This window comes from Bordetella tumbae (assembly GCF_054780995.1).
The window spans coordinates 1-25,569 of the sequence record NZ_BAAGVG010000029.1; the positions used below are offsets into that span (position 1 = coordinate 1).

The window sequence follows — 25,569 nt, forward strand, 5'->3', positions numbered from 1 at the left end:
GCAGAGCAAACTGATCTGGCGTAATTTCCTTAAAGGGCCAGCCAGGCATCTCAATTCCAGGCAGCGGGACTTTAAAAAAGGCAGCTTTGGCTATTTCCACCATCTGCACGTAGCTGGGCTCATGCTTATTGGTCTCCCATGCCGAGACATTTCCTTTGGAAACGCTCAACTTCTCGCCTAGTTCGGTCTGCGTGAGCCCTGCCTCATTACGGCATTGCTTGACCCAATGTCCTATGTTCATGCGGGGAGTGTAGAGAAAACCTAAACGGCACAGGTCTAGTTTTTCTTGACTTTCAAAGTCAAGAATTTCTATACTTTCATGCATGAAGCCACCTATTGAACATCCTCTCGACAGAGCGGCCCGCGTTATTGGGTCCGCTGCTGCATTGGCCCGCCTGCTCGGGGTCACCCGCGGCGCGGTGACTCAATACAAAGAACAGGGGCGCCGCATTCCGGCCGAGCACTGTCCGATCATCGAGCGAGAGACAAAAGCTCGAGGAGAGGCTGTCACCTGCGAGGCGCTGCGTCCCGACGTAGATTGGTCGGTTTTGCGGCAGGCGGTTCCCGAACTCGCCCAGCAGCGGGAGGTGGCTTGATACCCCTCCCTCTCTATGCGTACTTACTGTGGAGGGGTGGCGAGCGCGTTGTATGTCGCCCAATCTACCGATTGATCGACGCAAAGCCCATCGTCCTTGTCGATGAACTGCTTGAAGTGGTCGCGCAATTGAGCGCACGTAACTCCATCCAGCTTGAACGCCCACAACGATTCCAGAACGCGCACTGCGTTGACGGCTTTGAGCGCGTCGTACAGCGGCTGGTAATTCCGAGCTTTCCTCAAGTCGTAACTCAAAAAGTAAAGGGCCATGATGACTAAGTCTCCTGATATTTCGCTGCGCGAATGGACGCTTCCTGAGGGAAGTCTGATCAAGATCGGCGGCATCCCGTACGAACTCACGGCGGCAACCGTCGTCCGGGGCAACTCCGATCCGACACAAGTTGTAGCACAAGTTGAAATTCGAAACCTCAAGGATTCGAGCGCTCAGGAGTCGCCTCATGAATGACCCAGATCCCAAAGACGAGCGGATCCCGATCGGACCGACCGATGTTTGAACCTGCCTGGAGAAAACGATGAGCGAATCAATAAAACGGGGCGAGATTCCCGACGCAATCCAGCAAGCGATTGTCGATGCCGCATTGAGAGCAGCGACAAATGCTTTGGTGAGAGGTCTAGAAACTACAGAGGCCACTGAGCACGCCCGCACGACAGCCGAGGCCGGCGTACGAGCGTGGCAGGCCACAAACGGGATTACGTCTTGATCGCCTCTCCCCTTACCTTTTCCTGGTACTGCCGATTGAACTCGTCGATGAACCCCCAGACGAATTGGGCTACGAGTTCGCCGTTCTTGGAAGTGTGTGATGCATTGACAAGCAGTCCCGGTTGGGACTTGGACAACTCGATGAAAGTAGACAACGCACGCTTGAAATCGTGGTCTCTCATAAGAACCCCTCCTGTGGGGAAAGTGGGTTGTGGTTGGTCGCCACGCCCGTTGTACCCGGGCACTGCTGATCGTAGCCGCAGGCAGGGGTTCTCGCCAGTATCGATAGGTGGTTGTGATGTCCATCCCTGAAGTTTCAGCCGAGGACGTTGAAAGCACACGCAAGACCGGTGCACGCATACGTGCCGAGATCGGTCAGCGTCTTGCAACAGTCACTCAAGCCCGTGCAGCGGATTGCATGGGCGTTTCTGCGAGCACGGTAAGCCGGGCGGTACAGGACTTGGATTCCGTGTGCCAGCTGCTGGCAGCGCTCGGGCTGCAGGTCGCACCGCTCGACGCCATGGTGGTGAGCAAGGCCCGCATTGAGGCGCTGGAGCTGTTCACGTACGAGTACCTGCGAACGAAGATTGAGAGTCGGCAGTTATGAAGCGGCCATCGTTCCAGTTTTATCCCGCTGACTGGCGTAAGGACGCAGCCTTGCAGAGCTGCTCATTGAGCGCCCGCGGACTCTGGCACGAGATGATGTGTCTGATGCATGAATGCGAGCCTTATGGCCATTTGTCGGTCAACGGCAAACCTATGCGGCCGGCTCAAGTAGCCCGTCTGGTCGGTGTCGCCGAAAAAGAATATCTGAAACTTTTAGCGGAGCTGGAGGATGCTGGTGTGCCCTCCGTGGCCGACGACGGCTCCATTTATTCAAGACGCATGGTTAGGGATGAACACATCCGTAATGTACGCGCTGAAGCAGGAAAGAAAGGGGGAAATCCGAATTTGGTTAGAAGTAAGGTTAAGCAAAAGGATAACCAAACATCCAACCAAACCATCAAGCAAAGTCCAACCCCTTCATCTTCATCTTCATCTTCAATAGAAAAAGAAAAAGAAATAGCGGCGGCGGCATCTCTCGCGCACACACGCGCGTGCGAGGCACAGGCCACGCCGCCGCCGCTTGACGGCGACAAGACGCCCGACGAAAAAGCCCTGGCCGTGGCCGTCTGGCTACGACGACGGGAAAAGGATCGCGGCAAGCAGCCTCGAGGAACGCAGGCCAGCGACCCGCGCATTGCCGCCTGGATCGAAGCCGGCGTAACCGGCCTGCAGATCTCCGAGGCCTACTCGCTCGCCCTGCTCGACCGCGATGCCACAGGTGATTCCGGCCCGATTGGCCCCGGGTTCCTGGACATCTTCGTCGCGAAGGTGCTGCACCCGCCGGCGGCCAACAGCGCCGTCAACGGCAAGCGCCCTGCCCCTGCAGATCCGCTGACCTGGGCACTGACTGCCTCGGGCATCGAAGCCAAGGGCGCGGAGCTCGGGATCGTGCAGGAGCCCGGCGAGATCTTCCCAGCGTTCAAGGCCCGGGTGCACACGGCGGCAGGGATAACCGATGCCGACCGAGCGCGTCTGCTGGCCGACTACCAGGTGCGGATATGACCACGACGGTGCAATGCGTCCAGTGCCGCATGTTCTCCCTGCAGAAGCACGGCGGCATGGCCCAGCAAGGCTTCGGCGTCTGTCTCCTCGAGGCCGACACTCACCCGGGCCGATTTGAAAGCGCAACGTTCCAGCGGCGTTGTACCGACTTTGCCGAGGCCTTGCCCGCGGTGATCGAAAAACGAGTTTTGTGGCTGCAAGCGCAGCGCGAAGAGGGTTGATGTGATCGAGTTCGTGATACCGGGTGTACCCCAAGGCAAAGGCCGGCCGCGCGCCGCAATGCGTGGCAAGCACATCCGCCTGTACACGCCGGAAAAGACCGCGACGTACGAGAGCACTGTTTCGCTGGCCGGGTACAAGGCAATGGCCGGCCGCGCGCCGATCGAGGGGCCCGTTATGGCCATGCTGACGATCAAGCTGCCGATTCCGGCGTCCTGGTCCAAGCGCAAGCAAGCTGCAGCGCTGGCCGGTACCGAGCTGCCCACCAAGAAGCCGGATGCGGACAACGTGATCAAGGCCATTTTCGACGCCATGAACGGCGTCGTGTGGGTGGATGACACCCAGGTCGTGGACATGGTCGTACGCAAGCGCTATGCCCTTGTGCCCGGCGTAGTCGTACGGATCTCGACCGTGCAGGCCCAGGACCTGCTGACCAGTTCTGGAGGCGCATGACCCGTGCAGTGATGGATCTCGACTGGTCGGAGATTGTGTTCGACCTCAAGCGTGCAGGGATGGCGCATCGCGAGATCTGTGAGGCGCTCGGACCGGCTGCGAGCGAATCGATGATTCGGCAGTACCTGGCGGGCGCCACACCAACCCATTGGCGCGGCGAGCTCTTACTGGATCTATGGGAGGCAAAGACAGGGCGCGAGCGCCCCTCGGCACCACGCAAACCCGCCGAGCTGCGCCGCGTCGCCGAAAGGCGGGCCCACAGCGCCCAGACTGCATTTATGCCCACCGAACACCTGCCCGCCGTGGCGCAAGCCTACGGCATGACGGTGCCCGATCTGCTGCAACTTTTGCATAAGCGGCCTAGACGGAACAAGAACATGGGCGAAAGCCTATTGCTTCCTGGATTTGAAGAATGATGACCCCGAAGAAGTGGCGATTTGCCGAGGAGTACTTGAAGGACCTGAACGCCACGCAGGCCGCCATACGCGCTGGGTACAGCAAGAGAACCGCACATTCGCAGGCCGAACGGCTGTTGAGGGATGTTGAGGTCCAAGCTGCGATCCAGTCAGCCATGGCCGAGAGGTCTGAGCGTACGCGCATCACGCAAGACAACGTGCTGCAGGAATTGTCCGCCATGACGCTCTACGACGCCGGCGAGATCGGGCAGTACAAGATCCAAAGCCCCGAAGACGTTCATAAGCTACCGGAACGCCTACGGCGCTGTGTCGTTGGCTGGTCATGGGACAAATCGGGCAACTTCACGCTGAAGCTGGCTGACAAATTGGGAGCCGCCACGCTGGCCATGCGGCACCTTGGCATGCTTAACGACAAGCTGACGATCCAGCGCCCGAGAGTGACACGGCGAGACCTGACAGGCCGCAAGAGCGAGGACAACTCCTGATGCAGCCCGAAATCCACTACGACTACGCCGCGCAGGGGGTGGTGCTGGCCGAATACATCGCCAGCCGTGCGCCCCGTACGATGATCATGGGCCCGCTCGGCAGCGGCAAAACAAACGCCAGCTGCTGGCGCGCCATGGACATTATGTGTCAGCAGGAGCCAGACGAATACGGCGTTCGGCGCACTCGAGGCGCGGCAATCCGGAACACCTATCCGGACCTGATGAGCACCACGACCAAAGACTGGCTGGAAATGTTCGGAGATCTGGGCCGCTGGGTCGCAGGCGGCCTGGAGCCTCCTACGCATTACCTGTCGTTCGATCTGGACGATGGCACGAGTGTCGAGGCTGAGCTGGTATTCATCGCCTTGGACCGGCCGGAACACGAGCGCAAGCTGCGTGGTCTGCAGCTGACATTCGCCTGGCTCAACGAAGTTAAGGAACTGGTCAAGGCCATCGTTGACATGCTGGACCTGCGGGTAGGTCGATTTCCCAAAGATGTGCGCCCGACCTGGTTTGGTCTCTTTGGCGACACCAACGCGCCCGATAGCGATCACTGGTACTACAAGCTAGCCGAAGAGGACAGGCCCGAGGGCTGGACGTTCCTGCGTCAGCCCGGTGGCGTTATCAAGATCGGCGACAAGTGGCAGGTAAACCCTGATGCCGAGAACCTGAAGAACCTGCCGCCGGGCTATTACGAACGCGGGATGCAGGGCAAGAAAGAGGACTGGATCAAGGTCAACCTGGGCAATCAGTACGGTTTCGTGGTCGATGGCAAAGCCATTCACCCTGACTACCAGGACTCGATGCACTGCCGTGACTTCGAGCTGGATCCGCGCCTGCCTCTCATGATCGGCATGGACTTTGGATTAACGCCGGCGGCCGTGTTTGGTCAGCGTCGAGCCATGGGAGGATGGCGCATTCGAACTGAACTCGTAGCCACTGATATGGGGGCCGAAAAGTTCGCCCACGAGATCCATCTGCACCTGGCTCAGCAATACCAGGGATTCAAGATTGGGGGCTTCTGGGGCGACCCATCGGGGGACAACCGGTCGCAGGCCGACGAGAACACCCCATTCCGCATCCTCAAGGCGGCAAATCTGCCGGCGAAGCCTGCACCTACCAATGATCCCGTGCTGCGTTGTGGCGCCGTGGACAGCGCTCTCAGTCGAATCATCGATGGCGAACCCGGGCTGATCGTACACAGCGACTGCAAGACCCTGCGCAAAGCCTTGGCCGGCGGCTACTGCTATCGGCGTCTAGCCGTGTCCGGTGAGCGCTTTGCCGATGCTCCGCTCAAAAACATGTTTTCCCACGTAGCCGAAGCTGCACAGTATCTGCTGGTCGGTGGCGGGGAACATAAGCCGTTGGTGAGCATCAAGCGCCCGGCTGGCTATAACAGGCCCAAACGCGCCATTATGGATTGAATACTCAGGTCAATACCTGACCTGAAAGCGATCTCCCAGCTATGCCAGATAATGAAACTACCGCAGCCAGCGAGGAACATATGCAATTGCCAACGATATAGGCTCGCAGCAACCGAGTTGTTCTTGTCAAAGTCGTCTTGTAAGACACCGGCTGCAATGCGCTGCCGTTCAGGATCTCGGCCGCAATGTGGGTCTGTACCACTGTAAATGCCTATCATCTTGGCGTTGGTCAATTTCATTACCGAACTCTTGTGTAGGTAACGGCAGCCGCAATAGAAACTGACTCCCCATAACGCAAGCGCCACAAAGGCGGGGATCAGCCGAACTGTGAGGAGTGCTTCGCGCGTTTGAGTGACACCAAATCCAACACCGGCACCCACCGCGGCAAGTAGGAAATAGGCAAACTTCTCGCGCATTTCCTGCCCGGCACGCATCAATTCGAATTGGTACTCTAGACTCATATCGGCTCTCCCGGCCATTGAACACCCAGATTTTCGCAGACTACTGCGCGCGCGCGTAACCACACTGGCGGCACATTGTTTCGACAAGGCCCGCCATGTCCAGCTTTCTCGGTGGCAGCAAACCCAAGCTGCCCGACCCTCCCGCACCAGCCGCTCCGCCGGCAACCACTGATGCCGCCGCCGCTGGTCAGGCCGAGGCCGATCGTGTACGCCGTCGCCGCGGCACGGCCAGCACCATTCTGACGTCCGATACCACCGCCCGCCCGGGCTCAGTGGCCACCAAGACGTTATTGGGCTCCTGATGGAAAACCAGGACGTTGATCTGATCCGCGAGATCCTGGCCGACCATGAGGCCATGAAGCAGGCGCGCCAGTCGTTTGAGTCCCAGTGGGACCAAGTGATTGAAACGGTGCTGCCACGCTATCGCAAATTCGGGCAGACCAGCGACAGTAACCCTGGCGACAAACGCACGCAGGACATTTTCGACTCTACGCCGATGCTGGCCCTGCGGCACTTTGCGGCGGCGATGGACTCCATGATCACGCCGCGCACGCAGAAATGGCACGGCTTGACCGTCTCCGATCCTGACCTGCGGGACAACCCGGCCATTAAGAAGTACCTGGAGACGGTCACCGACATCCTGTTTTCCCACCGGTACCGCTGGCGCGCCAATTTCGCCTCCCAGTCTGGTGAGAGCTATGTTGGCTATGGTGCATTCGGTGCTGGTGGCATCATGATCGATGACGTTCTTGGCCAAGGCATCCGGTACCGAAACCTGCGTATGAACCGCCTGTGGTTCGCCGAGGATGCATTCGGCGTGGTCGACAAGGCGCATATCGTCTGGACGCTGACGGCGCGCCAAGCTGCTCAGAAATGGGGAGCAAAGTCCCTGCCTTTGTTCATCCGCAACGCGCTCGACCACAACGACCTCGAGCGCAAGTTCGATTTCCTGCATGCGATCCGGCCGCGCCGCGATCGTGAATACGGCAAGGTCGATGCCCGCAACCTGCCGATCCAGTCGGTCTGGATCCCGTTGACTGCTGAGTCCCAGATCGTCGAGCACGGCGGCTTTCGGGTGTTCCCGGCTGCGATCGGGCGCTTCTATGCGGCCGACGACTCGGCCTACGGGTACTCCCCTGCAATGGAGGCCCTGCCGGACACGCGCATGCTCAATCGCATGGAAAAGACCAACATCAAGGGCGCTGAAAAGGCCGTTGATCCCCCGTTGGTTCTGGCCGATGACGGTGCCCTTGAGGCCTTTGACCTGCGTTCTGGCGCCCTGAACTTTGGCTATCTGAACGAACAGGGCACGCCTTTGGTGCAGCCGCTCAATCTGGGCAAGAACGTCCCGCTGGGCAGTGATTACGCCAGCCAGAAGCGCGAGTCCATCAACCTGGCGTTTTACGTGACGCTATTCCAGATCCTGGTGGACAACCACCAGATGACCGCCACCGAAGTGCTGCAGCGCGCCCAGGAGAAAGGAATTCTGCTCGGCCCGACCATGGGCCGCGTGCAGTCCGAGCAGCTCGGCGCACAGATCAGCCGCGAGCTCGACATCCTTAACCAGGCAGGCGCACTGCCGCCCATGCCGCCGGAACTGGAAGAAGCGGGTGGCGTCGTCGAGGTCGAGTACAACAGCCCGCTCAACCAGGCCATGCGTGCAGAAGAAGGCACCAGCCTGTTGCGCCTGGCTGAAGCGTCTGCGCCTTTTGTGCAGGCTGATCCGAGTGCAGCGCGAGTGTTCGACGGCGTGAAGATCCTACGCCGCCTGGCCGACGTATTCAGCGTGCCATCCGAATGTCTACGTACTGACGATGACCTGGCCGAGCAAGACGCAGCTGCTGCACAACAACAGCAGGCCGCCCAGCTGCTCGAGGCCGCTCCTGTCGCCGCCGGTGCAGCCAAGGACCTTTCGTCAGCCGCCCTCAACGCCTCCAACGCACGCATATGAGCATCCCTTTCAAATTCCGCATGATGTTCGGGCGCCGTAGCGCATACCGCCGCGCCTTCCTCGACGACAAAGGCGAACTCACGACCGCCGGTGAACGTGTCATGGCCGACCTGGCCAAGTTCTGCCGCGTCCGCGAGTCCATCACGATCGTCTCGCCCATCACGCGCACCGTAGACACCCACGCCTCCTTACAGGCGGAGGGCCGTCGCGAGGTGTTTAACCGCCTCGCCTACTACCTCAATCTCAGTGAACAAGACATCTATCAATTGATGGAGCGAGAAAATGCACGCCCTGAATAAACGTTTCCTGTTTGCCCGGTTGCTTCGCGAAGAGGCTGCGGCCGATACTCCACCCGCTGGTGATGGCGGCGCGGTCGCGGATCCTGCGGCTGTTGCTGCCGAGGCCGCAGCTGCTGAGGCTCAGGCTAAAACGGCACCGCCGGCCTGGCACGCCAGTATCGAAGACGCCGGATTGAAGGCGTTCATCGAAGGCAAGGGATTCAAAGACGCCGGTGAGGCGGTCAAAGCCCTGCAGGATCTAGAAGGCAAAACCACGGTTCCCGAGTCCGCCGACGCCTACAAACTGCCTGTGCCGGATGGCCAGGACGGTGCATTCGTCACCGAGGCCGCTAAGTGGATGCACGAGGCCGGTGTGCCAATCGCGCAGGCTCAAGCCCTGGCCACCAAGTGGAACGAATACCAGGCCTCACAGGCGCAGGCCGCAGATCTGGCTCGACAGCAGCAAGGCGAGGCCGATGTGGCCGCCCTTCGCAAGGAATGGGGCGGCCAGTACGACGCCAACGTCGAGCTCGGCAAGCGTGCTGTACGCACGTTCGCTGGTGAAGGCGGAGACGCAGAGCAGCTGATCGGAAAGATCGAAGGTGCGATTGGAGCAGCAGAGACGCTCCGCCTATTCCAGCGCATCGGCAAAAGCATGGGCGAAGGCACCCTGACGCCGACAGACAGCCCAGCTGGTGGATCTGGCGAGCCGGCGGATGCCGCGACCCTGTTCTACCCCAGCATGGCGCAAAAGAAATAGCAGGACGCACAGATTTAGGGCCTTGGCCCATAACCGCCGAAAGGCAACTTAAACGGCCAACTCTAAGGAGCTAAAATGGCTACTCTCTCCACCCAGAACCCGACGTTGGCCGATGTGGCCAAGCGCCTGGATCCCAACGGCAAGATCGACAGAATTGTCGAGTTGCTGAACCAAACGAACGGCATTCTCGAGGATGCCACGTTCATCGAAGGTAACCTGCCCACCGGTCACCGTACCACAGTGCGTACCGGTATCCCTCTGCCGACCTGGCGCAAGCTGTACGGCGGTGTCCAGCCGACTCGCAGCACCACGGCGCAGGTCACCGACAACTGCGGCATGCTGGAAGCGTACGCCGAGGTCGATAAGGCCCTGGCTGATCTGAACGGCAACACCGCTGCGTTCCGTCTCTCCGAGGATCGCGCTCACGTCGAGGGCATGAACCAGGAAGCGGCCCGCACGGTCATCTATGGCAATGAAGGTACCGACGCTGCCAAGTTCACCGGCCTGGCTCCTCGCTACAACTCGCTAACCGCCGAGAGTGGAGAGAACATCATCGACGCCGGCGGCACTGGCAGCGACAACACCAGCATTTGGCTAGTGACGTGGGGCGAGAACACCATCCACGCCATTTATCCCAAAGGCTCCAAGGCTGGTTTGAATCAAGAGGACAAAGGCCAGGTCACCATCGAGAACGTCGATGGCAACGGCGGGCGTATGGAAGGCTACCGCTCTCATTACAAGTGGGACATCGGCCTGACGGTTCGCGATTGGCGCTATGGCGCACGCATCGCCAACATCGATGTGTCCGCTCTTTCCGATCCGGCCACCGCCAAGGATGCCACGGCCGCTCTGATCGAGCTGATGATCGAAGCGTCCGAGCGCATCCCCAACTTCGGCATGGGTCGCGCTGCCTGGTATGTCAACCGTACCGTTCGCACCAAGCTGCGTTTGGGCATCCTCAACAAGATCGCCAACAACCTGACTTGGGAATCCGTAGCAGGCAAGCGCGTGATGATGTTCGACGACATCCCTGTCCGTCGCACGGATGCGCTCCTGAACACCGAAGCCCAAGTCGTTTAACAGAGTCTGGGCCCATTGATTAACTGAGTATGGGGCTTCGGCCCCAACTGGAGCAAATTATGTACATCGATTCTCGTTTGGAGTTTTCCGTCAAGCAGGTGGTCGCTGCCGCCGGCCCTTCGACCAATGTCGTGGATCTCGGCGCACCGGTTCGCAAGATCGGTCCAGGCCGCACTATGTGGGTCGTCGTGCAGGTTGACGCCGTTCCCGCGGCTGCGATCACCGCCTCGATTCAAACGTCCGCTGCCGAAGGCTTTGGCACCTCTAGCACCATCGGAAGTGTCGTCATTCCTCAGGACGCACCGATCGGCACTCGCTTGGTGATTGGGTTCCCCTACACCAACCAACGCTATCTGCGCATGAATTACAGCGCGGCCGGCACGCTCTCGGCGTGGTTGACGGACCAGGAGCCGCAATCCTGGGAACCGTACCCCGCCCAGGTTTAAGGAGCACATCAGATGAAAGTCCGAGCGATTAAGCAGGGTTTCTATGGTGGCGACCTGAAAGAGCCTGGGAAAGTGTTCGAAGTGAAAGACGGCAGCAAAGCGAAATGGTTTGTTCCCGCCTCGAGCGGTAGCACAGCCGAGGCTGACGCGGGAAACGGTCGTGGCGCTGGCTCTCGCCAGACGAACGCTACGAAGTCGGGAAGCGGCGCCGGCGCCAAGCCGCAGTAATGGATTGATCCCATGGCCGTCTCCCAAGTAGACATCGCCAACCGCGCCCTCACCAAACTTGGTGCAGGGCGCATCATTTCTTTGGACGACGATTCGCAGGCGTCGAACACACTGTCGTCCATGTTCGATATCGTGCGAGATGCCGAGCTGCGCAAGAACTTGTGGCACTTCTCCAAAGCGCGCGCGCAGTTGCCTGCTTTGAGCCAAGCGCCGCAGTTTGGCTTTACGCATCAATTCCAACTGCCGTCAGACTTTCTGCGTCTCATCGAGGTCAACGGCCGCCGCTGCCATCCCAAACCGCAGTTGGATGGATGGTATTCGATCGAGGCGGGCCGGATCCTGATTGACCAGGCCGGGCCCCTGCGTATCCGCTATGTCCGTCGCGTCGAAGATCCCACTCTGTTCGATGCACTGTTTGTCGAGGCCTTTGCCTGCAAGCTGGCGTTTGAGGCGTGCGAAACACTGACCCAGTCCAACACCAAGAAACAGACCGCCGCGCAGGAGTATGAGGTGGCATTGAAGGATGCACGGCGCATGAATGCGATCGAGCGCCCTGCTCAGGCCATTTCCGACGATTCCTGGCTAGAGAGTCGCAACTGATGCCTAAAGATACCCCGATCCAGAATACGTTCGATGGCGGTGTGCTTAGCCCCATGCTCGCCGGTCGCACAGACTTGGCCAAGTACTTCAACGGCTGCGCGGTGCTCGAGAACTTCCTGCCGTCCGTGCAAGGCCCTCTCGTGCGCCGCGGGGGCACTCAATTCATTGCGCCGATCAAAGTCGCATGGGATAGATCGTGGCTCGTGCGATTTCAAGTGTCTGAGCGGGTCTCGTACATGCTGGAGTTCGGCCACACCTATATCCGCTTCTATACGAATCGCGGTCAACTGATCGACGGTGGCGTACCCGTTGAGGTCCAAACTCCTTACGCCGCCTGGGACCTGACCAATGACGATGGAACATGCAACCTGCGCGTCGTTCAAAGCGCTGACACCATGTACATCTTTCACGGAAAATTCCAGCCGAGAAAGCTGCTGCGCAACGCGGCCAACGCGTTTTCGTTGACAGTGGCAGAGTTCACCGAAGGCCCTTTCGATGACGTGAACTCTGACGAGAGCATCACCGTCACAGCAAACGCAGAGACAGGCCCCGTTACGCTGACGGCGAGTGCTGATATCTTCAAGCCCGAGCACGTCGGTACGCTGTTCTATCTGGAAACCGCCGACCTATCTGCCGTCAAACCCTGGGGCGTATATCAAGAGGTGTCTGTAGGCGATCGCCGTCGCGTTGACAATCGCGTGTACCAATGCACGCAGGTCGGGCCTACCAACTCCGAAGGTCATCAGGTGACGGGCAACCAGACGCCGATTCACACCGAGGGCAAGGCGTGGGACGGTGACGGCCAGCCTGTAGAGAACGATCAGCGCGGATCCATTGGCGTGGAGTGGGAGTTCTTGCACGCGGGCTATGGCATTGTCCGCATCCAGGGATACACGGACGCCCGGCATGTCACTGGCACCATCATCAAGCGCCTGCCTACTGAACTCCAACCAGGCGGAGGCTCGAGCACGACCGTCACGCCCTACCCTATCAGCTCAATAAGCCCTGTTGGGACCAATCTCAACGACACTTTTGTCAGTGCACCTGGGCACCCGTTTGCAAATGACGATCCTGTCGTCATCACGGGAACCGCGTTCTTTGACACGGACAGCGTGGGAACAGATAAAACCCGTGACGGCTCCTATGTGGTCAGCGATCGTTCCTCGAGTGGCTTTCGAATCGGCGTCAGCTATCCAGGATCTACCTACGCTTACGACCCAGATTCCGAGGGCGTGGCCACACGAACCATTACTGTCAACTACACGAGCCACACACCGTCCTGGAAATGGGCGTTTAGCCTGTTCTCTGATGCCAACGGGTGGCCGGAGCATGGAGCATTCTGGCGTCAGCGCCTTGTGCTGATGAGCGGCCGCGTGGGCGCGATGTCTGTGACGAGCGATTTCGAGAACTTTTCCGCTAAGTCGCCCGGTGGTGAGCAGGAAACGGACTCGAGCATCGTATTTCGCCTTAATGCCCGCCAGATCAACCGCGCAGTATGGCTGGTCGAGTCGGACAATCTCATCATCGGCACCGACGGCGATGAATGGATTGTCGGACCGATCCAGACGAACCAGGCAGTAGGACCTGCCAATCTTCGCGCCGAGCGGCGCACTGCCTACGGCTCTCGGTCCATTCAGCCGGTCGAGGTCGGTGGCCGTGTGTTGTTTATCCAATCCTCGGGCCGAAAGCTGCGGGACTACGAATACAGCTACGACACCAATAACTTTGCATCGTCCGACACCACCAAGCTGGCATCCAGTATCCTGCAGAGTGGCGTGATCGATATGGCCTATCAACAAGAGCCGGATTCGATCATTTGGGCCGCACGAGCCGATGGTCGCCTTGTTGGCTGCACCTACGATCAGGAAACCGGCCGTAGCGACGTGTATGCCTGGCACCCTCACCCGATGGTTAACGGGTGGGTAGAATCTGTGGAGACGATGCCGGCGCCCGACGGATCTGCCGATGACGTGTGGATGATTATCCGGCGCGAGGTCAACGGCCAGACCGTTCGGTATGTCGAGCTGCTGCGTGCTCCGCTCAAAGACGATGAGGACCAGGCCGAGGCTTTTTATGTGGACAGCGGCCTGACGTATCGCGGCCCGACCACCGCCGAGGTTTCTGGCCTGTCCCACCTGGAAGGTCAGGCAGTCGATATCCTCACCAACGGCGCGGCACATCCTCGCCGCACGGTGGCTGATGGCAAGGTGCAGCTGCAGTTCGAGGCTGAGATTGTGCATGTCGGCCTACCGACGTCCTGCACCATGGCCACCATGAATATCGAGGCCGGCGCAGCCAGCGGTACGGCGCAGGGCAAGATCAAGCGCATCACAAACCTCATCGTCCGGATGTTGCGCAGCCTGGGCGGCCAAGTGGGCCCGTCGCGCACCGAAATGAACACGCTGAACTTTCGGCGTCCGTCTCAACCCATGGGCAAAGCACCGCCGCTCTATACCGGCGATAGCGACCCAATCCCATGGCCTGGCGGCTATTCGCGTAATACGCAGGTCTGGTACACGAACGATCAGCCCTTGCCGGTAACGCTGGTGGCCTTAATGCCGGTGGTCGGCACGAGCGATGACCGATGAAGATTGTTCGATTGCAGACCGAGCACGTTCTCGCCGTCCAGCTGCAAGAGGCTCAAGCTTTCGCGCTGCCCATGATCGATATCGGGCATGCACGCCAACTTGTTGAATCTGAGGGAGTCGGCTGGGCCGCCCTGGATGGGGACGACGTCATTGCCTGCGCCGGCATTGTCCAAGCCCACGCTCAACGCGGTATGGCCTGGGCCATGTTTTCCCAACGGGCACTACAGCAATTCAAACTCATCCACCGGGTAACCCGTCACGTGCTGGCCAGCGCCCCATGGCGGCGCATCGAAATGACGGTGGACGCACGTCACGAAGCGGCCATCACCTGGGCGGAGCGCCTGGGATTCGAGCGCGAAGGCCTGATGCGCGCCGTAACCCCGGATGGCCGGGATTGTTTTCTTTATGCGAAGGTGAAGTAATGGATCCTATCTCAGCATTCCTGGTTGCCAATGCAGGAACAATTGCTGCTGTGTCCGGCGGCGTTAGCGCCGTTGGTTCGTATATGCAAGGCGAATCTGCCGCCAGCGGGTACCGACAACAGGCAGCAGCTGCCGAGCGCAATGCGGAGATCGCAGACGTTCAGGCCCGTCAGGCTTATGACGCCGGCCTGCAGAACGAGCTGACGCAGCGGCGCAGCGCTTCACAGCAGCAGTCAGATATCCGCGCCTCTGTCGCCGAATCTGGGCTGGATCCGAGCAGCGGATCGGCGCTCATGCTCCAGCAGCAGTCCGTCGAGAACCTGGAAATGGACGCGCTGACGACTCGGTACCAGACGCTGCTGCAGGGCAGCGCTTACGAGCAAGAGGCCGCGATGAACCGATATACCGCCAGGACGTTGCGCGGCTCTGCACGCGATGCACGTCGATCTGGGACGCTTGGTGCTGCGACCTCACTGCTGACGGCGGCAACAGGCTATGGATTGGCCCAGCAAGCAGGATCCGCTAGCGCCATCGGTGGTACAGGTCTTCGCTCTGGCAGCGGGCTAGGCCTTCGCGTCGGCAACGTTGCGCAATACTGGAGGTAAGCATGGCCACAGCTCGAGTTCCGATTCAAGTGGCGCAGCAGCGCCAAGGTGTACCAGTGGGCATGCCGGCCGCGCGCGCACCGATGGTGGCAAGCGCGAATACGACCGGCGACGCCGTCTCGCGTTTGGGTGCAGGCCTGGGGCAGATCGCATCCGCTGCCGATCGCCTGCAGCGCGAGCAATCCACCGCCTGGGTATCGAAAGCGGCCAGTGACGACTCCATCAAGTGGATGCAGCGGCTAAACGAGCTGCAGGACAGCGCTGCACCTGGTGCGCCTGACTTTACCCCCAACCTATTAAAGGAGTTCGACGACTACACCTCTCAGGCGATCGAGAATGCGCCCGAGAGCGCACGTCCGTTCTATCGTGAGCAGCTGACGCGGCAGCGCACGTATCTTGGCCTAAAGGCTGTCGAATTTGAGTCAGGCAGTCAGCGGGCGTACATCACGTCGCAGTATCAAACGGGCATGGAGTCTGATGCAGCCGCGATCGCCCTGGATCCTGCCTTGTACCAGGAACGCCGCGCTGCACGCGTAGCGGCCTTGAATTCGTCCAGCCTGCCCGATGGCGTCAAGGCCAAGCTGCTCGGGGAATCTGAATCGACCCTGGCGTACGCCGCCGGCGCGGCACTCATTGATCGAGATCCGCACGCAGCAGCTCAAGCTTTCGACGCGGCCTCCCGCGGCGAGGTGTCAACCGGGTTCGATTGGATTGCTCGCCTGGACTCCGACAAGATCCAGCAACTACGCACTCGAGCGCAGACCCAGACCGATCGTTTGGACAATCGAGCTCGTGTTGAACAGGACCGCGCCACGGCACGCGCCCAGCGTGCAATTGGCGAGGTGGATAAACAGATCGCCACCGGCGTCCCGGCGCGCACTGATGACATGCTGCGCTGGGCAGGCATGGTTGCAGGTACGGACTTTGAGCCGCAGTACCGCGAGATGATGCGCGGGCAGGAAGAGGTGCAACAGGTATTGCGCCTGCCCATCCCTGAGCAGGCCGCCTACATCCAGGAAAAGCGCCTTGCCCAGCAGCGGGGCGGAGCCAGCACCACGGATATCGCAAACCTCGATCGCCTGTCCCGTGCGTTCGAAGCCAACACCAAGATGCTGCAGGAAAGTCCGCTCTCATGGGTTGAGAACCGCGCGGGCTCGCCAATTACACCTCTGGACGTAAGCCAGTTGGCCGCGCCCAATGGCCCTGCGACGATCGGCCAGACCTTGCGCGATCGCTCTGACGTTATCCGCGGCCTGCAAGCTGCAAATCCGCCTGGCGCCGTGCAGATGCGCCCTCTTCTAGCCCCAGAGGCAGAGCAGTTGTCGACGACATTCAAGAGCGCCGGTGCTCGGGAAAAGCGGCAACTGCTCGGCCAGTTGTATTGGGCGGCCGGATCTCCGGATACGTACCAGGGCATAGTCAACCAGGTGGAGGGGATTGATCCATTCATGGCCCGCTTGGGCCGCCTGGCCGGCAGCTATGAAGAGGCCAAGCTGACGAATAATTGGCTTTCGTCAGATGTGGTGCAGTCTGCGGGCGATGCAGCCGCGACCGCGATCGCGGGAGACGAAATCCTGCGCGCAGGCGGAAAGTCCGGGACGCTCAGCTACCCGCTGCCTAAAGACGCCGAGTTCACGCAGGCGATCGCGGATAAGGTTGACAACCTCTATCGGGGCGCAACTGCCGGCGATAGCGGCGGCCAAGCATTCCTGCAGGATGCCTATGCGGTGAAAGCGTATTACGTGGGTAGGGCAGCTCAAGAAGGCGACCTGTCTCCCGACGTGAATGATGAGCGCCTGAATCAGGCTGTCACCGCGGTGCTTGGCCAACCGGTCGATTTCCATGGGAATGGCCAGGTGCTTGCCCCCTGGGGCATGAACGAGGAAAACTTTCTCGCTCGAGCAAACAAGGCGGTGTTCCGCGAGATCTCGTCGCGCGGCATGCAAGAGCAACTCGGCCGCAGTATGTCCAACACAGGACTGATTGGTGTCGGCGCCGGCGCGTATGCGGTGACTCTGGGCGGGCTTCCTATTCGAGATCCCGCCACCGGCGAGCCGGTGATCATTCAGATGACGCCGGATGCCGACGCAGGCCGCGATGAATTTGGCCAACGCTTGAGCGACCAGATCCCGGGAGCTACGCCATGATGACGGTAGATCCTCGCCGTCTGCGTGAAATCAACGCAGCGGCCAAGACGCCGGCGGAGATTCTTGGCCAGGCGGATCCGGGGGCACTCTCCGGATCTCTATCGGCGATTTCTCAAGGCATTGTTACTGGTACCGCCCAGGTAGAGGGATTGGTGGCCGGTGCCGCCGAGCGTGCGTATCAACCCGTATTGAACGCCATTGAGGGTGTGACGGGCGTCACGCCTTGGAACCCGTTCTCTGCGGTCCGAGAGCAAGCCGATACCTGGTCCCAACAGTATCAACCGGATCCGCTCACGACCGGCACGGTCGGGCAAATCATGTTCGACGTGTCACGAGTCATGACTCAGGTAGGCATCGGTGCAGCGGCGACCGCTGCCACAGGCGGAGCGGCAGGCTCCACCCTGCTTGCTGGGGCAGTAACGACTGGCACGGCCACCGGGCGCGCGACGTTCCAGGAAATGCAGCGCAAGGGCGTAGATGCAAGCACAGCTATGAACGCGGCGTTCGTCGATGCCGTTACGACCGGCGGCGGTGTGCTGCTGCCTGGCGCGATCGGCTACCAGAGCCTGGCTGCGCCCTTTGCTGCGACTGGCGCAGGCCTGAGCCGGGGCGCGTACTACGCCGCCAATACGGCCTATGGCATTGGTGCCAACGTCGCCATGGGCGTTGCCCAACGCGGTTCGACTCATGACCTGCTTGAGTCCGGCGGCTACACCGCAATGGCCAAGCAATACGCGCCGCTGGACGCCGCAGCCGTGACGGCCGAAGGCGTGTTGGGTGGCGTGTTCGGCGCGTTCGGCGCTCGAGCAGGATTACCTATGCGGGCCCAAACCGCTGCAGATGCCGCGCTCGCCGCACGTGACGCAAAACACGCGGCAATCGACACGGCGCCAGGTGTGCCAGCAGATCCCGAAACGGCCAGCGCTCATAACCGTGCCCTGGATGGAGCAATCCAGAACCTGATGGCCGGCCGCCCCGTCGATGTCTCGCGAACAGGTGTGGTTGATGGTCAATATGTGATGGGCAGACGCGATCAGTCCGCCATCGATGCTGCCCGCACAGAATACGGCAACGAGTTGCCGGTCTCGATGCGCTACAGCCCCAGCAACCGTCTTGCCGAACTACCTGCGCCGCAGCGTGCCGCCCTGCGCTACGACGCACCGGAGCTGAACGAATATGCCGCACAAGTTGAGCAACAGTACGGTCTACCGCCAGGCCTCATCAATGCACTGAAAAACGCTGGCGAGCGCAGCAACAGCAATCAGACCAGTCCCGTCGGCGCTCGAGGCGTGATGCAGTTCATGCCAGAGAACCTGCGCAAGTATGGCGTCTCAGACGCGACAGATCCGGTGCAAATGATCGACGCCGCTGGCCGCTACCTGCGCGACACGATGCGCCAATACGGCGGCAACGTGGACGCGATGATCGCGGACTACAACGGCGGTCCGAGGCAGGCCCGGGAGGTGTTGGCCGGCCGCCAACCTCGAGCTGCAGAGACACGCCAATACCTAGCCCGCGTCCGTGAGTGGCTCGGAAGAGACCGGGCTGCAGATCTGCCAATAGCCGCCCGACAGGCCGACGACTTCCCGACCGTCCCGGTCGAGCAAACTCGAGCGGCGGCAGCTATTGAGTCCGAGATCCAAACACTGGAAACCGAACGCGCAGATCTGCTAGCCACTGCTGGCAACGCGGCCGATCTGGGTCAGATCAGCACTGTGCGTGCCGACCTGCTCGACTTGCAGGCCCAGCGCGCCCCACTGGACGATGATTCCACGCTTCGAGCTGCCGCAAAGGAGATTCAAACCAGCACGCCACAGACCAGCTACAAACAGGCGGTATCAATCGCACGGCGAGAGCGAGACAGCCAAGCTGCCGAGCTCGACACCAGAATTGCACGCCTCGAGGGCGTCATTCGAGGAAATGCTGACGCCGATCGCGCAGCACAAAGGCTGGCCAGCATTGACAGCGAGCTGGATAACTTGCGCATCAATCGCGCCGCGATCGCAGAGCCTGCGGCCACAGAGCGCCAGTCAGTGAAAGCAGTCCGCAGCGCCCTGGCGGATATGGGTTTGGATCGGCCCGCTCCTACCGCTATAGACGCTGGTCGGCCATCAGACGCCAGTCCGACGACTGCTCGAGCGGGAGTGCAACCAAGGACACCTATGCCTCGTGAGCCACGGCAGGCCATGGCCCAAGACGGGCGCCCCAATGGCGAGCGTCCCGCTCAAGACGGAGGTGAGCAGCCCTCTCCTGCGCAGGTCATGGATGATCCGGAAACTCAAGCCGGGATCGCCCTGCTGGACGAACAAGGCGATATCGTCGTGCCGGTAATAGGTGCGGACGGCACCGAGGCAAACATTTCACTGCGCCAGGCATTGACCGAGGCAGATGCAGAACTTCAATACGGCCGGCCCGAGGCGTTCAACGCCGCAGTGGTCTGCGCCATGACCAGGGGCACGTAATGCGCGCTGAATGTATCGAAGCAGTTTCCCAGGCCTTGGGCCGGTCTATCACCCAGACCGAGGCTCAGAACATTGAGAACCGGATCGCACAGGCCATGCGGCGCGTGGCGGCCGAGGATCGCCAAGGATGGTTGGGCATGTCGCAAGGCGATCGTTTTATGGCAGCAGCTGAGCGAGCTGCTCGGGATGTTGCAGCGGATGCAGCACTCAAGCGTCGTCGCGTAGCGCTGACGGCCCTGAGACATGACGCGATGCGGAATTATCTCAATGGATCCGCTCATACCCCGGTCGACGCATTACGCCGCGCCCTCGCCTTCTACAGCGACGGACGCAGCGGCACCATCTCCATCGAAAGTACTGCCGCAGCAATCCGCAACGAGTCCATCGGCCAAATGCTTGATGTGTTCGACGTGACGCGCGGCAAGGTGCTCGGCCTGTTCACCAACCAGGAAGGCGTTGTAAACCTGGTGCGCGAGTTGCGTGGCCAGGATTCGGGGAGTGCCGAGGCCAAGGCTGCTGCCCGTTCGTTCCAGGATGTGGCCGAGCGCCTGCGGCAGCGATTCAATCGTGCCGGCGGCGACATTGGCCGATTGGAAGACTGGGGTATGCCGCAGTCCCACAGCCAGCGCCTAGTCGCTCTGGCAGGCAAAGAACGATGGACGCAGGACGCACTGAGCTTTGCCGATCGAGAGCGCTACGTGAATCCCGATGGCACGCTCATGGACGACGCCCAGCTCACTGAGTTCTTTAATGCGGCATGGGACAGCATTGCCATGAACGGAGCGAACAAGCTCGAGCCGGGCCGCCCCAGCGGCATCGGCATGCGCGCGAACCGTGGGAGTGCCGAGCGGCAAATCCATTTCCGTGACGCCGAGTCCTATCTCGAGTATCAGCAGCGGTACAGCGACACGCCTATGCTGCAGACGCTACTGAACCACGTCGATCGCATGGCACGCGATGTGGCGTTGGTTGAATCACTGGGCCCGGACCCCAACCTGATGATGCAGTACTGGTCGGACGTGGCCAAGAAACAAATGACCGAGGCAAACCCGGCCCAGGCTGACGCCATCGATGCCGAAATCGCCAAGCTCGAAACCCTGTACAACGAGGTCTCCGGAGCTCGCAAGAGCGTTGGCAACGTCCGGGTAGCTGAAGGGTTCGATACCTACCGGTCGTTGAACGTTGCAGCGCGACTTGGCTCGGCGGCAATCACTGCAATAACGGACGTTGGCACACAAGCCCTGACCGCTGTCTATAACGGTCTGCCCATTACCCAGCTTTTCATGAACGAGCTGCGCGCGCTAAACCCGGCCTCTGCGGCCGATCGGCGGCAGGCACTGCGCGCTGGCTTGGGCGTTCAGCAATTCATCGGCGCCGTGAACCGCTGGGGTGTGGATGGCCTCGCGCAAGACGCGCAGGTATCCGGTCGAATCGCTCGGTACGCCCAGGGGGCCGCCGCTGGCGTCATGAAACTGTCTGGCATGAATGCCCTGACCGGAGCTGGCCAGCAGGCATTCGGTACGGTCATGATGGACAGACTGGGCACTCTATCGCGGCTCTCCGGCCGGCTGGAGGAAATTGCCGCTGGCACCAAGGGCGATGATGCCCGCCTGGCGCGTCGATTGCAGTCCTATGGCATTGGCGAAGCCGAGTTTGACGTCTGGCGCCTGGCCCAGCCCGAGGACTGGCGAGGCCTGGGCGATACCGTTCTCACCGCCGAGAGCGTTTACCGTCTTCCGGATGAAGCCCTGGCATCCCTGGCAGCTCGGAACAGCACCACGCCGGCGTCACTCCGGGAGCGTGCAGCGACCAAGCTGATGGCCGTGGTGGAGGCCGAAACCAGCATGGCAGTGATCGAGCCCGGAGCTCGTGAGCGTGCAGCCATTTACGGCCGGTTTGGTAAAGACCGAGGTAGTCTTCCCACCGAGATCTACCGCTCGGCATTACAGTTCAAGAGCTTTCCTATTTCCATGATGATGCGCCATGGTGCTAGAGCCATGGGACAGGCCACGGGAACTGGAAAAGCCGCCTACGTTGCAGGCCTGGTAGGTCTGACCACCGTAATGGGCGGCTTTGCACTGCAGCTCAGCGAGCTGGCCAGTGGCCGAGACCCTATGGACATGACAGACCCTCGATTCATCGGCAATGCCTTTATGAAGGGTGGAGCCCTAGGGATCTATGGGGACTTCCTGTTTTCCGACTACACAAAGTTTGGCGGCACGTTGATGGGAGTTTTTGGCGGCCCAATAGCAGGCGACGTTGAGACGCTGATGCAAGCCACCATGGGGAACATCCAGAGATCCGCCGACGGCAAGGATGCATCCGGCGCTGCTGCGGTGCGACTGTTGAAAGGCAAGATCCCATTCGCCAACCTCTGGTACACGAAAGCGGCCACCGATCGGCTGATCTTCAACCAGCTGCAGGAACTCGCGTCGCCAGGCTACCTGCGCCGCATGGAGCAACGGGCGCGCCGCGAGTTCAAGCAGCAGTACTTCGCATCGCCGGACGGGCGCAGGCTAAGAGCGCCGGATCTAGGGGCAGCGCTAGGTCAGTAGGTCACCCGCGCCGAAGCTCATTGAGCGCCCGTTGGATCTGCGCCTCTGCATCCTCTAACTCGCTCAAAGTTCGGCGGACGTTTTTTGCCACATCTGGGTCGTCGCTACTACGGAGTCGACGCAATTTAGTTTTCGCATCGTCGATGCTGCTCAGGGCGTTTCGCAGGCTGTTTTGGGCTGACATGACGAGTGTCTCCTGTGTTGTGTGCCAGCCGATCATAGCGCCTTTCACGCAAGTTTCGCAGAAGTCTGCGCGCGCGCGCGAGGAAAGTGGCGGGCAATCTCCCCGGATTGCTCGCCATGACTGTCTCCACTGACGTTTCTTCCTTCGAATATGACACGGACGGTGTAACCACATCGTTTCCTGCCCCCTTTTACTTTCTGGCAAAGAGCGATCTTTATGTGACGCTCTATGACCCTGCGACAGAGACATCCACGGATTTGGTGCTTGGGTCAGCTTATGACGTGACCGGTGCCGGGGACCCTGCCGGCGGGGCTGTTATCACGTCCACGGTTTACCCAGCTGGCTTGAAGCTTCGCGGCGAACGCCTAGTAGATGTCACGCAGGAAACCGCGTACCAGCGCAACGACCCTTTTCCAGAGCGTGCGCATGAGCGTGCCCTCGACAAGCTGACGATGATCTCTCAGCAGTTCGAGAACTGGTTGGGAACGTTGCCGGGCTCTATGGGGCGAGTGCTGCACTTACCCGTCGAGTATCCGCGCCGCTCCAGCCTCGTGCCCCCTGTGTCGGTACGTGCCCGCAAGGCACTCATCTTTGATGACAACGGCAATGTCACTGTCGGCAAAGACGATTACGAGGACCAAGCAGCAGATGCGGCCGCGAGCGCTGCAGCAGCTGCACAGTCGGCAACCGAGGCTGACGAAGCGCGCGACGAGGTAGTACGAATCGCCAACGAATTTGGCGATCTGGAAACAGCAGTTGATCGCGCCGAGACGGCGGCCGACAGTGCGGAAGCTGATGCCGACCGCGCTGAAGCTGCGGCGGCGTCGGCCGCTGCTATCTCAAACCCGTTCCCAACGATTGCCGAGGGCATGGCTGGTACGACAGACGGTGATTACTTTACTGTCGCGCCGTCCCTCTACCCTCCAGCTCTGTACGACCTGTACCGCAACAACGCGGGCATAGCCCAGTACCTAGGCAGTTATCCAAGTCTGGATACCGTGCTCGACGCAATCGCTCGTATCGAGCGTCTGGAATCCATGGTTTGGACTGGCAACGGCGACGCTGTGGAGATCATCGATCCGTCCGGCAACATTGGATTGAGTCTTACCGGCAATGCCCTACGTACTGGCGGTGGATCGCTAGTGCGCACGTCCGGCAAATACGAGATTCAGGATATCGACGGTACGCCGCTTGTTGCCTATGTCCCGCATGTCTACGACCGGGATTGGGCAGAGGTGGTAGTCGATCTGATGGGATTTATTGGCGGCGGCATAACGACAGATGGCGCTCAAGCTGGCGGTCTTCTCGCTGTGTCTTCACCGGTTGATTTCTTTTGCGTCGTGGATGCTATGGGCTATATCGGATTCTTGGTATCGGGCGATGGCATCTATAGTGGTGCAGGATCACTTGCACAGATCGACGGCACCACTTCCATTCTCGGGCCGAGCGGTCTGTCCGTTGTGTCCTATTTGGCGGCAAACCTCGAAGGCTGGGCGGAGGTCGTCATTGATCCAATGGGCTTTATCGGTGCGGGTCTGCGTGACGATGGCCAATGGATTTCTAATGGGAACTCGCCTACGCCTGACACGGCTCCAGACACGCCGACATTTAATTTAGCTCGCATGCGCCAGACCCGGATGCGCGTGGCTCGGATTCAATACAAGGAAGGATCGAACAACACGCAGCTGCGCGTCGGGTTTCTCGGTGATTCGTTCACCGATGGCGCGGGCCGGTATGTGATGCGGTTTACCAACCGCATGATGCGCTTGCTGGGCGATGCCGGAGGCGCGTGGATCGGCTTTGGCTTTCTCGGTGTGAACAGCCACGGGAATGCCCGAATTGGAGCAACGGGCGGGACGACTGCCGAGGGAACTTACGGCACGCAAGCCGCTTATGGCGTCAGTAACCTGAGTACTGATGGCCGTTGGACGTGCGACTTCGCGGGCGGTGGGGGCCCTGATATCAGCTCGGTGACATCGACAGCGGTCGGCGCTGAGTTTGTGGTTGCCTACTATCCAGACAATGCGGTGGCTATGGTCGGGGGAGACCCGATCAACATGAGCCGCCTGGAGTTGCACTACAACGCGATCCAGGCCTGCACGCTGGAATACCAGTGGAACGATTCGGGTGTCTGGACTCCGCTAGAGTTGGCGGCATCTGGTGGCCCTGCGGTCATTGACCTGGGAGCACCACCGACAGGCAAGGCATGGGTACGGGCGCGGGTGGCAAGCGGCACGCTCACGGCGTTTGGCTGCTATGCATACTCCACAACGCCCGGGATTGCTGTGTCAAAGCTCGGCGCAAACGGCACCAGCGCACGGCAATGGGCGAACACGCCAGAGAGCACTTTCGTAGCGTCGCTAGCCAACCTCCCGTTGGACTCGATCGGCATCTTGCTCGGCACCAATGACCAAGGCCAAGCGCAGTCGGCAGAGCAGTTTCTTGCCAGCATGACGACGATCTACAACCGAGTGCGTGCCGCCAAGCCTGCCGCGGACATCTTCATTGTGATGCCAGAGGAAAACGTCGATCCTGATCGCGCACCGTACCCGATGGCTGGCTACACCAAGGCCATTCGGAAATTCTGCGCCGATAACAACGTGCCTTTCATCGATCTTCAGCCGTTCTTCGGCGTCACGCTGGACTATGGCCCAGACGGCATATTTCCTTTGTTGGAGGACCCGGTTCACCCCAATGGTCCCACCGGCGGTCAAGTCATCACCGACGTTTTGTATCGCGTGTGCATTACGAGCTTTTAATTCACTTAGTGAGGTAACACTATGGCCACTTCAATTCGTCTCGCAGAAAACGCGGACTTCTCTGGCGCTGGTTTGGGCATGATCCTACCGGTGCCCGACTTGCAGGTATTTAACTACTTCGG

Annotated in this window: 28 protein-coding genes; 24 read left to right on the plus strand and 4 right to left on the minus strand. The window is 60.4% G+C overall.

Going from position 1 to position 25,569, the window contains the following annotated elements; all coding sequences use genetic code 11:
- Window positions 1–325 (minus strand): helix-turn-helix transcriptional regulator (locus tag ACYVI2_RS28935; protein WP_460490387.1); only part of this gene is annotated, 325 nt, incomplete at its 3' end.
- Here ACYVI2_RS28935 and ACYVI2_RS28940 point away from each other — a divergent pair.
- On the plus strand, window positions 324–596 hold the full coding sequence (locus ACYVI2_RS28940; RefSeq protein WP_415818978.1) for a transcriptional regulator: 273 nt from the start codon (window positions 324–326) through the stop codon (window positions 594–596). The genes ACYVI2_RS28935 and ACYVI2_RS28940 overlap by 2 nt on opposite strands.
- 23 nt (window positions 597–619) lie before the next feature.
- On the opposite strand, the gene ACYVI2_RS28945 is transcribed toward ACYVI2_RS28940, so the two are convergent.
- Complete coding sequence (locus ACYVI2_RS28945; RefSeq protein ID WP_415818979.1) at window positions 620–865, minus strand: hypothetical protein; 246 nt, start codon at window positions 863–865, stop codon at window positions 620–622.
- Here ACYVI2_RS28945 and ACYVI2_RS28950 point away from each other — a divergent pair.
- Window positions 864–1,061, plus strand: a complete 198-nt coding sequence (locus tag ACYVI2_RS28950) for a hypothetical protein (protein WP_415818980.1) — start codon at window positions 864–866, stop codon at window positions 1,059–1,061. The genes ACYVI2_RS28945 and ACYVI2_RS28950 overlap by 2 nt on opposite strands.
- Before the next feature lie 245 nt (window positions 1,062–1,306).
- Here ACYVI2_RS28950 and ACYVI2_RS28955 read toward each other — a convergent pair whose 3' ends face one another.
- On the minus strand, window positions 1,307–1,498 hold the full coding sequence (locus tag ACYVI2_RS28955; RefSeq protein ID WP_415818981.1) for a hypothetical protein: 192 nt from the start codon (window positions 1,496–1,498) through the stop codon (window positions 1,307–1,309).
- A 116-nt stretch (window positions 1,499–1,614) separates the two neighbouring features.
- Between ACYVI2_RS28955 and ACYVI2_RS28960 the strand changes: the two genes are divergently transcribed.
- Genes ACYVI2_RS28960 through ACYVI2_RS28990 form a run of 7 tightly spaced genes read left to right on the plus strand, consistent with a single transcriptional unit; the run spans window position 1,615 to window position 5,921 of the window.
- The gene (locus ACYVI2_RS28960) at window positions 1,615–1,923 is read left to right on the plus strand and encodes a CII family transcriptional regulator (RefSeq protein WP_415818982.1); all 309 of its coding nucleotides are present in this window, start codon (window positions 1,615–1,617) and stop codon (window positions 1,921–1,923) included.
- On the plus strand, window positions 1,920–2,924 hold the full coding sequence (locus tag ACYVI2_RS28965; protein WP_415818983.1) for a hypothetical protein: 1,005 nt from the start codon (window positions 1,920–1,922) through the stop codon (window positions 2,922–2,924). Before ACYVI2_RS28960 ends, ACYVI2_RS28965 begins: the two co-directional genes overlap by 4 nt.
- Window positions 2,921–3,145, plus strand: coding sequence for a hypothetical protein (locus ACYVI2_RS28970; RefSeq protein WP_415818984.1), 225 nt, complete (start codon window positions 2,921–2,923; stop codon window positions 3,143–3,145). The genes ACYVI2_RS28965 and ACYVI2_RS28970 overlap by 4 nt, the downstream gene beginning before the upstream one ends.
- A gap of 1 nt (window position 3,146) precedes the next feature.
- Window positions 3,147–3,596 carry a RusA family crossover junction endodeoxyribonuclease gene (locus ACYVI2_RS28975; RefSeq protein ID WP_415818985.1) on the plus strand — a complete coding sequence of 150 codons (450 nt, stop codon included), beginning with the start codon at window positions 3,147–3,149 and terminating at the stop codon, window positions 3,594–3,596.
- The gene (locus tag ACYVI2_RS28980; RefSeq protein ID WP_415818986.1) at window positions 3,593–4,012 is read left to right on the plus strand and encodes a hypothetical protein; all 420 of its coding nucleotides are present in this window, start codon (window positions 3,593–3,595) and stop codon (window positions 4,010–4,012) included. The genes ACYVI2_RS28975 and ACYVI2_RS28980 overlap by 4 nt, the downstream gene beginning before the upstream one ends.
- Window positions 4,009–4,497 carry a terminase small subunit gene (locus ACYVI2_RS28985; protein ID WP_415818987.1) on the plus strand — a complete coding sequence of 163 codons (489 nt, stop codon included), beginning with the start codon at window positions 4,009–4,011 and terminating at the stop codon, window positions 4,495–4,497. The genes ACYVI2_RS28980 and ACYVI2_RS28985 overlap by 4 nt, the downstream gene beginning before the upstream one ends.
- Window positions 4,497–5,921: a TerL gene (locus ACYVI2_RS28990; protein WP_415818988.1), complete on the plus strand. Its 1,425-nt coding sequence runs from the start codon at window positions 4,497–4,499 to the stop codon at window positions 5,919–5,921. Before ACYVI2_RS28985 ends, ACYVI2_RS28990 begins: the two co-directional genes overlap by 1 nt.
- On the opposite strand, the gene ACYVI2_RS28995 is transcribed toward ACYVI2_RS28990, so the two are convergent.
- Window positions 5,888–6,382: a hypothetical protein gene (locus ACYVI2_RS28995; RefSeq protein ID WP_415818989.1), complete on the minus strand. Its 495-nt coding sequence runs from the start codon at window positions 6,380–6,382 to the stop codon at window positions 5,888–5,890. The genes ACYVI2_RS28990 and ACYVI2_RS28995 overlap by 34 nt on opposite strands.
- Before the next feature lie 95 nt (window positions 6,383–6,477).
- Between ACYVI2_RS28995 and ACYVI2_RS29000 the strand changes: the two genes are divergently transcribed.
- The 15 genes from ACYVI2_RS29000 (at window position 6,478) to ACYVI2_RS29070 (ending at window position 25,447) form a co-directional block, all read left to right on the plus strand.
- Complete coding sequence (locus ACYVI2_RS29000; protein WP_415818990.1) at window positions 6,478–6,684, plus strand: hypothetical protein; 207 nt, start codon at window positions 6,478–6,480, stop codon at window positions 6,682–6,684.
- The gene (locus tag ACYVI2_RS29005) at window positions 6,684–8,333 is read left to right on the plus strand and encodes a portal protein (protein ID WP_460490388.1); all 1,650 of its coding nucleotides are present in this window, start codon (window positions 6,684–6,686) and stop codon (window positions 8,331–8,333) included. Before ACYVI2_RS29000 ends, ACYVI2_RS29005 begins: the two co-directional genes overlap by 1 nt.
- Complete coding sequence (locus ACYVI2_RS29010) at window positions 8,330–8,632, plus strand: Bbp19 family protein (protein WP_415818992.1); 303 nt, start codon at window positions 8,330–8,332, stop codon at window positions 8,630–8,632. The genes ACYVI2_RS29005 and ACYVI2_RS29010 overlap by 4 nt, the downstream gene beginning before the upstream one ends.
- A complete protein-coding gene (locus ACYVI2_RS29015) occupies window positions 8,616–9,371 on the plus strand; it encodes a hypothetical protein (protein WP_415818993.1) in 756 nt (251 codons plus the stop codon). The genes ACYVI2_RS29010 and ACYVI2_RS29015 overlap by 17 nt, the downstream gene beginning before the upstream one ends.
- Before the next feature lie 75 nt (window positions 9,372–9,446).
- Window positions 9,447–10,451, plus strand: a complete 1,005-nt coding sequence (locus ACYVI2_RS29020; RefSeq protein WP_415818994.1) for a major capsid protein — start codon at window positions 9,447–9,449, stop codon at window positions 10,449–10,451.
- 59 nt (window positions 10,452–10,510) lie between these two features.
- Complete coding sequence (locus tag ACYVI2_RS29025; RefSeq protein WP_415818995.1) at window positions 10,511–10,897, plus strand: Bbp16 family capsid cement protein; 387 nt, start codon at window positions 10,511–10,513, stop codon at window positions 10,895–10,897.
- A 12-nt stretch (window positions 10,898–10,909) separates the two neighbouring features.
- Window positions 10,910–11,125 (plus strand): hypothetical protein, encoded by a 216-nt coding sequence (locus tag ACYVI2_RS29030; protein WP_415818996.1) that lies wholly within the window; start codon window positions 10,910–10,912, stop codon window positions 11,123–11,125.
- Window positions 11,126–11,137: 12 nt separating this feature from the next.
- On the plus strand, window positions 11,138–11,725 hold the full coding sequence (locus ACYVI2_RS29035; RefSeq protein WP_415818997.1) for a phage connector family protein: 588 nt from the start codon (window positions 11,138–11,140) through the stop codon (window positions 11,723–11,725).
- On the plus strand, window positions 11,725–14,313 hold the full coding sequence (locus ACYVI2_RS29040; RefSeq protein WP_415818998.1) for a phage tail protein: 2,589 nt from the start codon (window positions 11,725–11,727) through the stop codon (window positions 14,311–14,313). Before ACYVI2_RS29035 ends, ACYVI2_RS29040 begins: the two co-directional genes overlap by 1 nt.
- A complete protein-coding gene (locus ACYVI2_RS29045; RefSeq protein ID WP_415818999.1) occupies window positions 14,310–14,735 on the plus strand; it encodes a GNAT family N-acetyltransferase in 426 nt (141 codons plus the stop codon). The genes ACYVI2_RS29040 and ACYVI2_RS29045 overlap by 4 nt, the downstream gene beginning before the upstream one ends.
- Entirely contained in the window at window positions 14,735–15,340 is a 606-nt protein-coding gene (locus ACYVI2_RS29050) for a virion core protein, T7 gp14 family (protein WP_415819000.1), read from the plus strand. Before ACYVI2_RS29045 ends, ACYVI2_RS29050 begins: the two co-directional genes overlap by 1 nt.
- Before the next feature lie 2 nt (window positions 15,341–15,342).
- Complete coding sequence (locus tag ACYVI2_RS29055) at window positions 15,343–17,487, plus strand: hypothetical protein (protein WP_415819001.1); 2,145 nt, start codon at window positions 15,343–15,345, stop codon at window positions 17,485–17,487.
- Entirely contained in the window at window positions 17,484–19,949 is a 2,466-nt protein-coding gene (locus tag ACYVI2_RS29060; protein ID WP_415819002.1) for a lytic transglycosylase domain-containing protein, read from the plus strand. Before ACYVI2_RS29055 ends, ACYVI2_RS29060 begins: the two co-directional genes overlap by 4 nt.
- The gene (locus tag ACYVI2_RS29065; protein WP_415819003.1) at window positions 19,949–22,504 is read left to right on the plus strand and encodes a hypothetical protein; all 2,556 of its coding nucleotides are present in this window, start codon (window positions 19,949–19,951) and stop codon (window positions 22,502–22,504) included. The genes ACYVI2_RS29060 and ACYVI2_RS29065 overlap by 1 nt, the downstream gene beginning before the upstream one ends.
- A 300-nt stretch (window positions 22,505–22,804) precedes the next feature.
- The gene (locus ACYVI2_RS29070) at window positions 22,805–25,447 is read left to right on the plus strand and encodes a GDSL-type esterase/lipase family protein (protein ID WP_415819004.1); all 2,643 of its coding nucleotides are present in this window, start codon (window positions 22,805–22,807) and stop codon (window positions 25,445–25,447) included.
- Window positions 25,448–25,569: the final 122 nt, after the last annotated feature.

Excerpts from the sequence above, each read along its gene's own strand:
- ACYVI2_RS28940 (WP_415818978.1), top strand. The coding sequence starts at position 324 with ATGAAGCCACCTATTGAACATCCTCTCGACAGAGCGGCCCGCGTTATT.
- ACYVI2_RS28950 (WP_415818980.1), top strand. The coding sequence starts at position 864 with ATGATGACTAAGTCTCCTGATATTTCGCTGCGCGAATGGACGCTTCCT.
- ACYVI2_RS28945 (WP_415818979.1), bottom strand. The coding sequence starts at position 865 with ATGGCCCTTTACTTTTTGAGTTACGACTTGAGGAAAGCTCGGAATTAC.
- ACYVI2_RS28955 (WP_415818981.1), bottom strand. The coding sequence starts at position 1,498 with ATGAGAGACCACGATTTCAAGCGTGCGTTGTCTACTTTCATCGAGTTG.
- ACYVI2_RS28960 (WP_415818982.1), top strand. The coding sequence starts at position 1,615 with ATGTCCATCCCTGAAGTTTCAGCCGAGGACGTTGAAAGCACACGCAAG.
- ACYVI2_RS28965 (WP_415818983.1), top strand. The coding sequence starts at position 1,920 with ATGAAGCGGCCATCGTTCCAGTTTTATCCCGCTGACTGGCGTAAGGAC.
- ACYVI2_RS28970 (WP_415818984.1), top strand. The coding sequence starts at position 2,921 with ATGACCACGACGGTGCAATGCGTCCAGTGCCGCATGTTCTCCCTGCAG.
- ACYVI2_RS28980 (WP_415818986.1), top strand. The coding sequence starts at position 3,593 with ATGACCCGTGCAGTGATGGATCTCGACTGGTCGGAGATTGTGTTCGAC.
- ACYVI2_RS28985 (WP_415818987.1), top strand. The coding sequence starts at position 4,009 with ATGATGACCCCGAAGAAGTGGCGATTTGCCGAGGAGTACTTGAAGGAC.
- ACYVI2_RS28990 (WP_415818988.1), top strand. The coding sequence starts at position 4,497 with ATGCAGCCCGAAATCCACTACGACTACGCCGCGCAGGGGGTGGTGCTG.
- ACYVI2_RS28995 (WP_415818989.1), bottom strand. The coding sequence starts at position 6,382 with ATGAGTCTAGAGTACCAATTCGAATTGATGCGTGCCGGGCAGGAAATG.
- ACYVI2_RS29000 (WP_415818990.1), top strand. The coding sequence starts at position 6,478 with ATGTCCAGCTTTCTCGGTGGCAGCAAACCCAAGCTGCCCGACCCTCCC.
- ACYVI2_RS29005 (WP_460490388.1), top strand. The coding sequence starts at position 6,684 with ATGGAAAACCAGGACGTTGATCTGATCCGCGAGATCCTGGCCGACCAT.
- ACYVI2_RS29010 (WP_415818992.1), top strand. The coding sequence starts at position 8,330 with ATGAGCATCCCTTTCAAATTCCGCATGATGTTCGGGCGCCGTAGCGCA.
- ACYVI2_RS29015 (WP_415818993.1), top strand. The coding sequence starts at position 8,616 with ATGCACGCCCTGAATAAACGTTTCCTGTTTGCCCGGTTGCTTCGCGAA.
- ACYVI2_RS29020 (WP_415818994.1), top strand. The coding sequence starts at position 9,447 with ATGGCTACTCTCTCCACCCAGAACCCGACGTTGGCCGATGTGGCCAAG.
- ACYVI2_RS29025 (WP_415818995.1), top strand. The coding sequence starts at position 10,511 with ATGTACATCGATTCTCGTTTGGAGTTTTCCGTCAAGCAGGTGGTCGCT.
- ACYVI2_RS29030 (WP_415818996.1), top strand. The coding sequence starts at position 10,910 with ATGAAAGTCCGAGCGATTAAGCAGGGTTTCTATGGTGGCGACCTGAAA.
- ACYVI2_RS29035 (WP_415818997.1), top strand. The coding sequence starts at position 11,138 with ATGGCCGTCTCCCAAGTAGACATCGCCAACCGCGCCCTCACCAAACTT.
- ACYVI2_RS29040 (WP_415818998.1), top strand. The coding sequence starts at position 11,725 with ATGCCTAAAGATACCCCGATCCAGAATACGTTCGATGGCGGTGTGCTT.
- ACYVI2_RS29045 (WP_415818999.1), top strand. The coding sequence starts at position 14,310 with ATGAAGATTGTTCGATTGCAGACCGAGCACGTTCTCGCCGTCCAGCTG.
- ACYVI2_RS29050 (WP_415819000.1), top strand. The coding sequence starts at position 14,735 with ATGGATCCTATCTCAGCATTCCTGGTTGCCAATGCAGGAACAATTGCT.
- ACYVI2_RS29055 (WP_415819001.1), top strand. The coding sequence starts at position 15,343 with ATGGCCACAGCTCGAGTTCCGATTCAAGTGGCGCAGCAGCGCCAAGGT.
- ACYVI2_RS29060 (WP_415819002.1), top strand. The coding sequence starts at position 17,484 with ATGATGACGGTAGATCCTCGCCGTCTGCGTGAAATCAACGCAGCGGCC.
- ACYVI2_RS29065 (WP_415819003.1), top strand. The coding sequence starts at position 19,949 with ATGCGCGCTGAATGTATCGAAGCAGTTTCCCAGGCCTTGGGCCGGTCT.
- ACYVI2_RS29070 (WP_415819004.1), top strand. The coding sequence starts at position 22,805 with ATGACTGTCTCCACTGACGTTTCTTCCTTCGAATATGACACGGACGGT.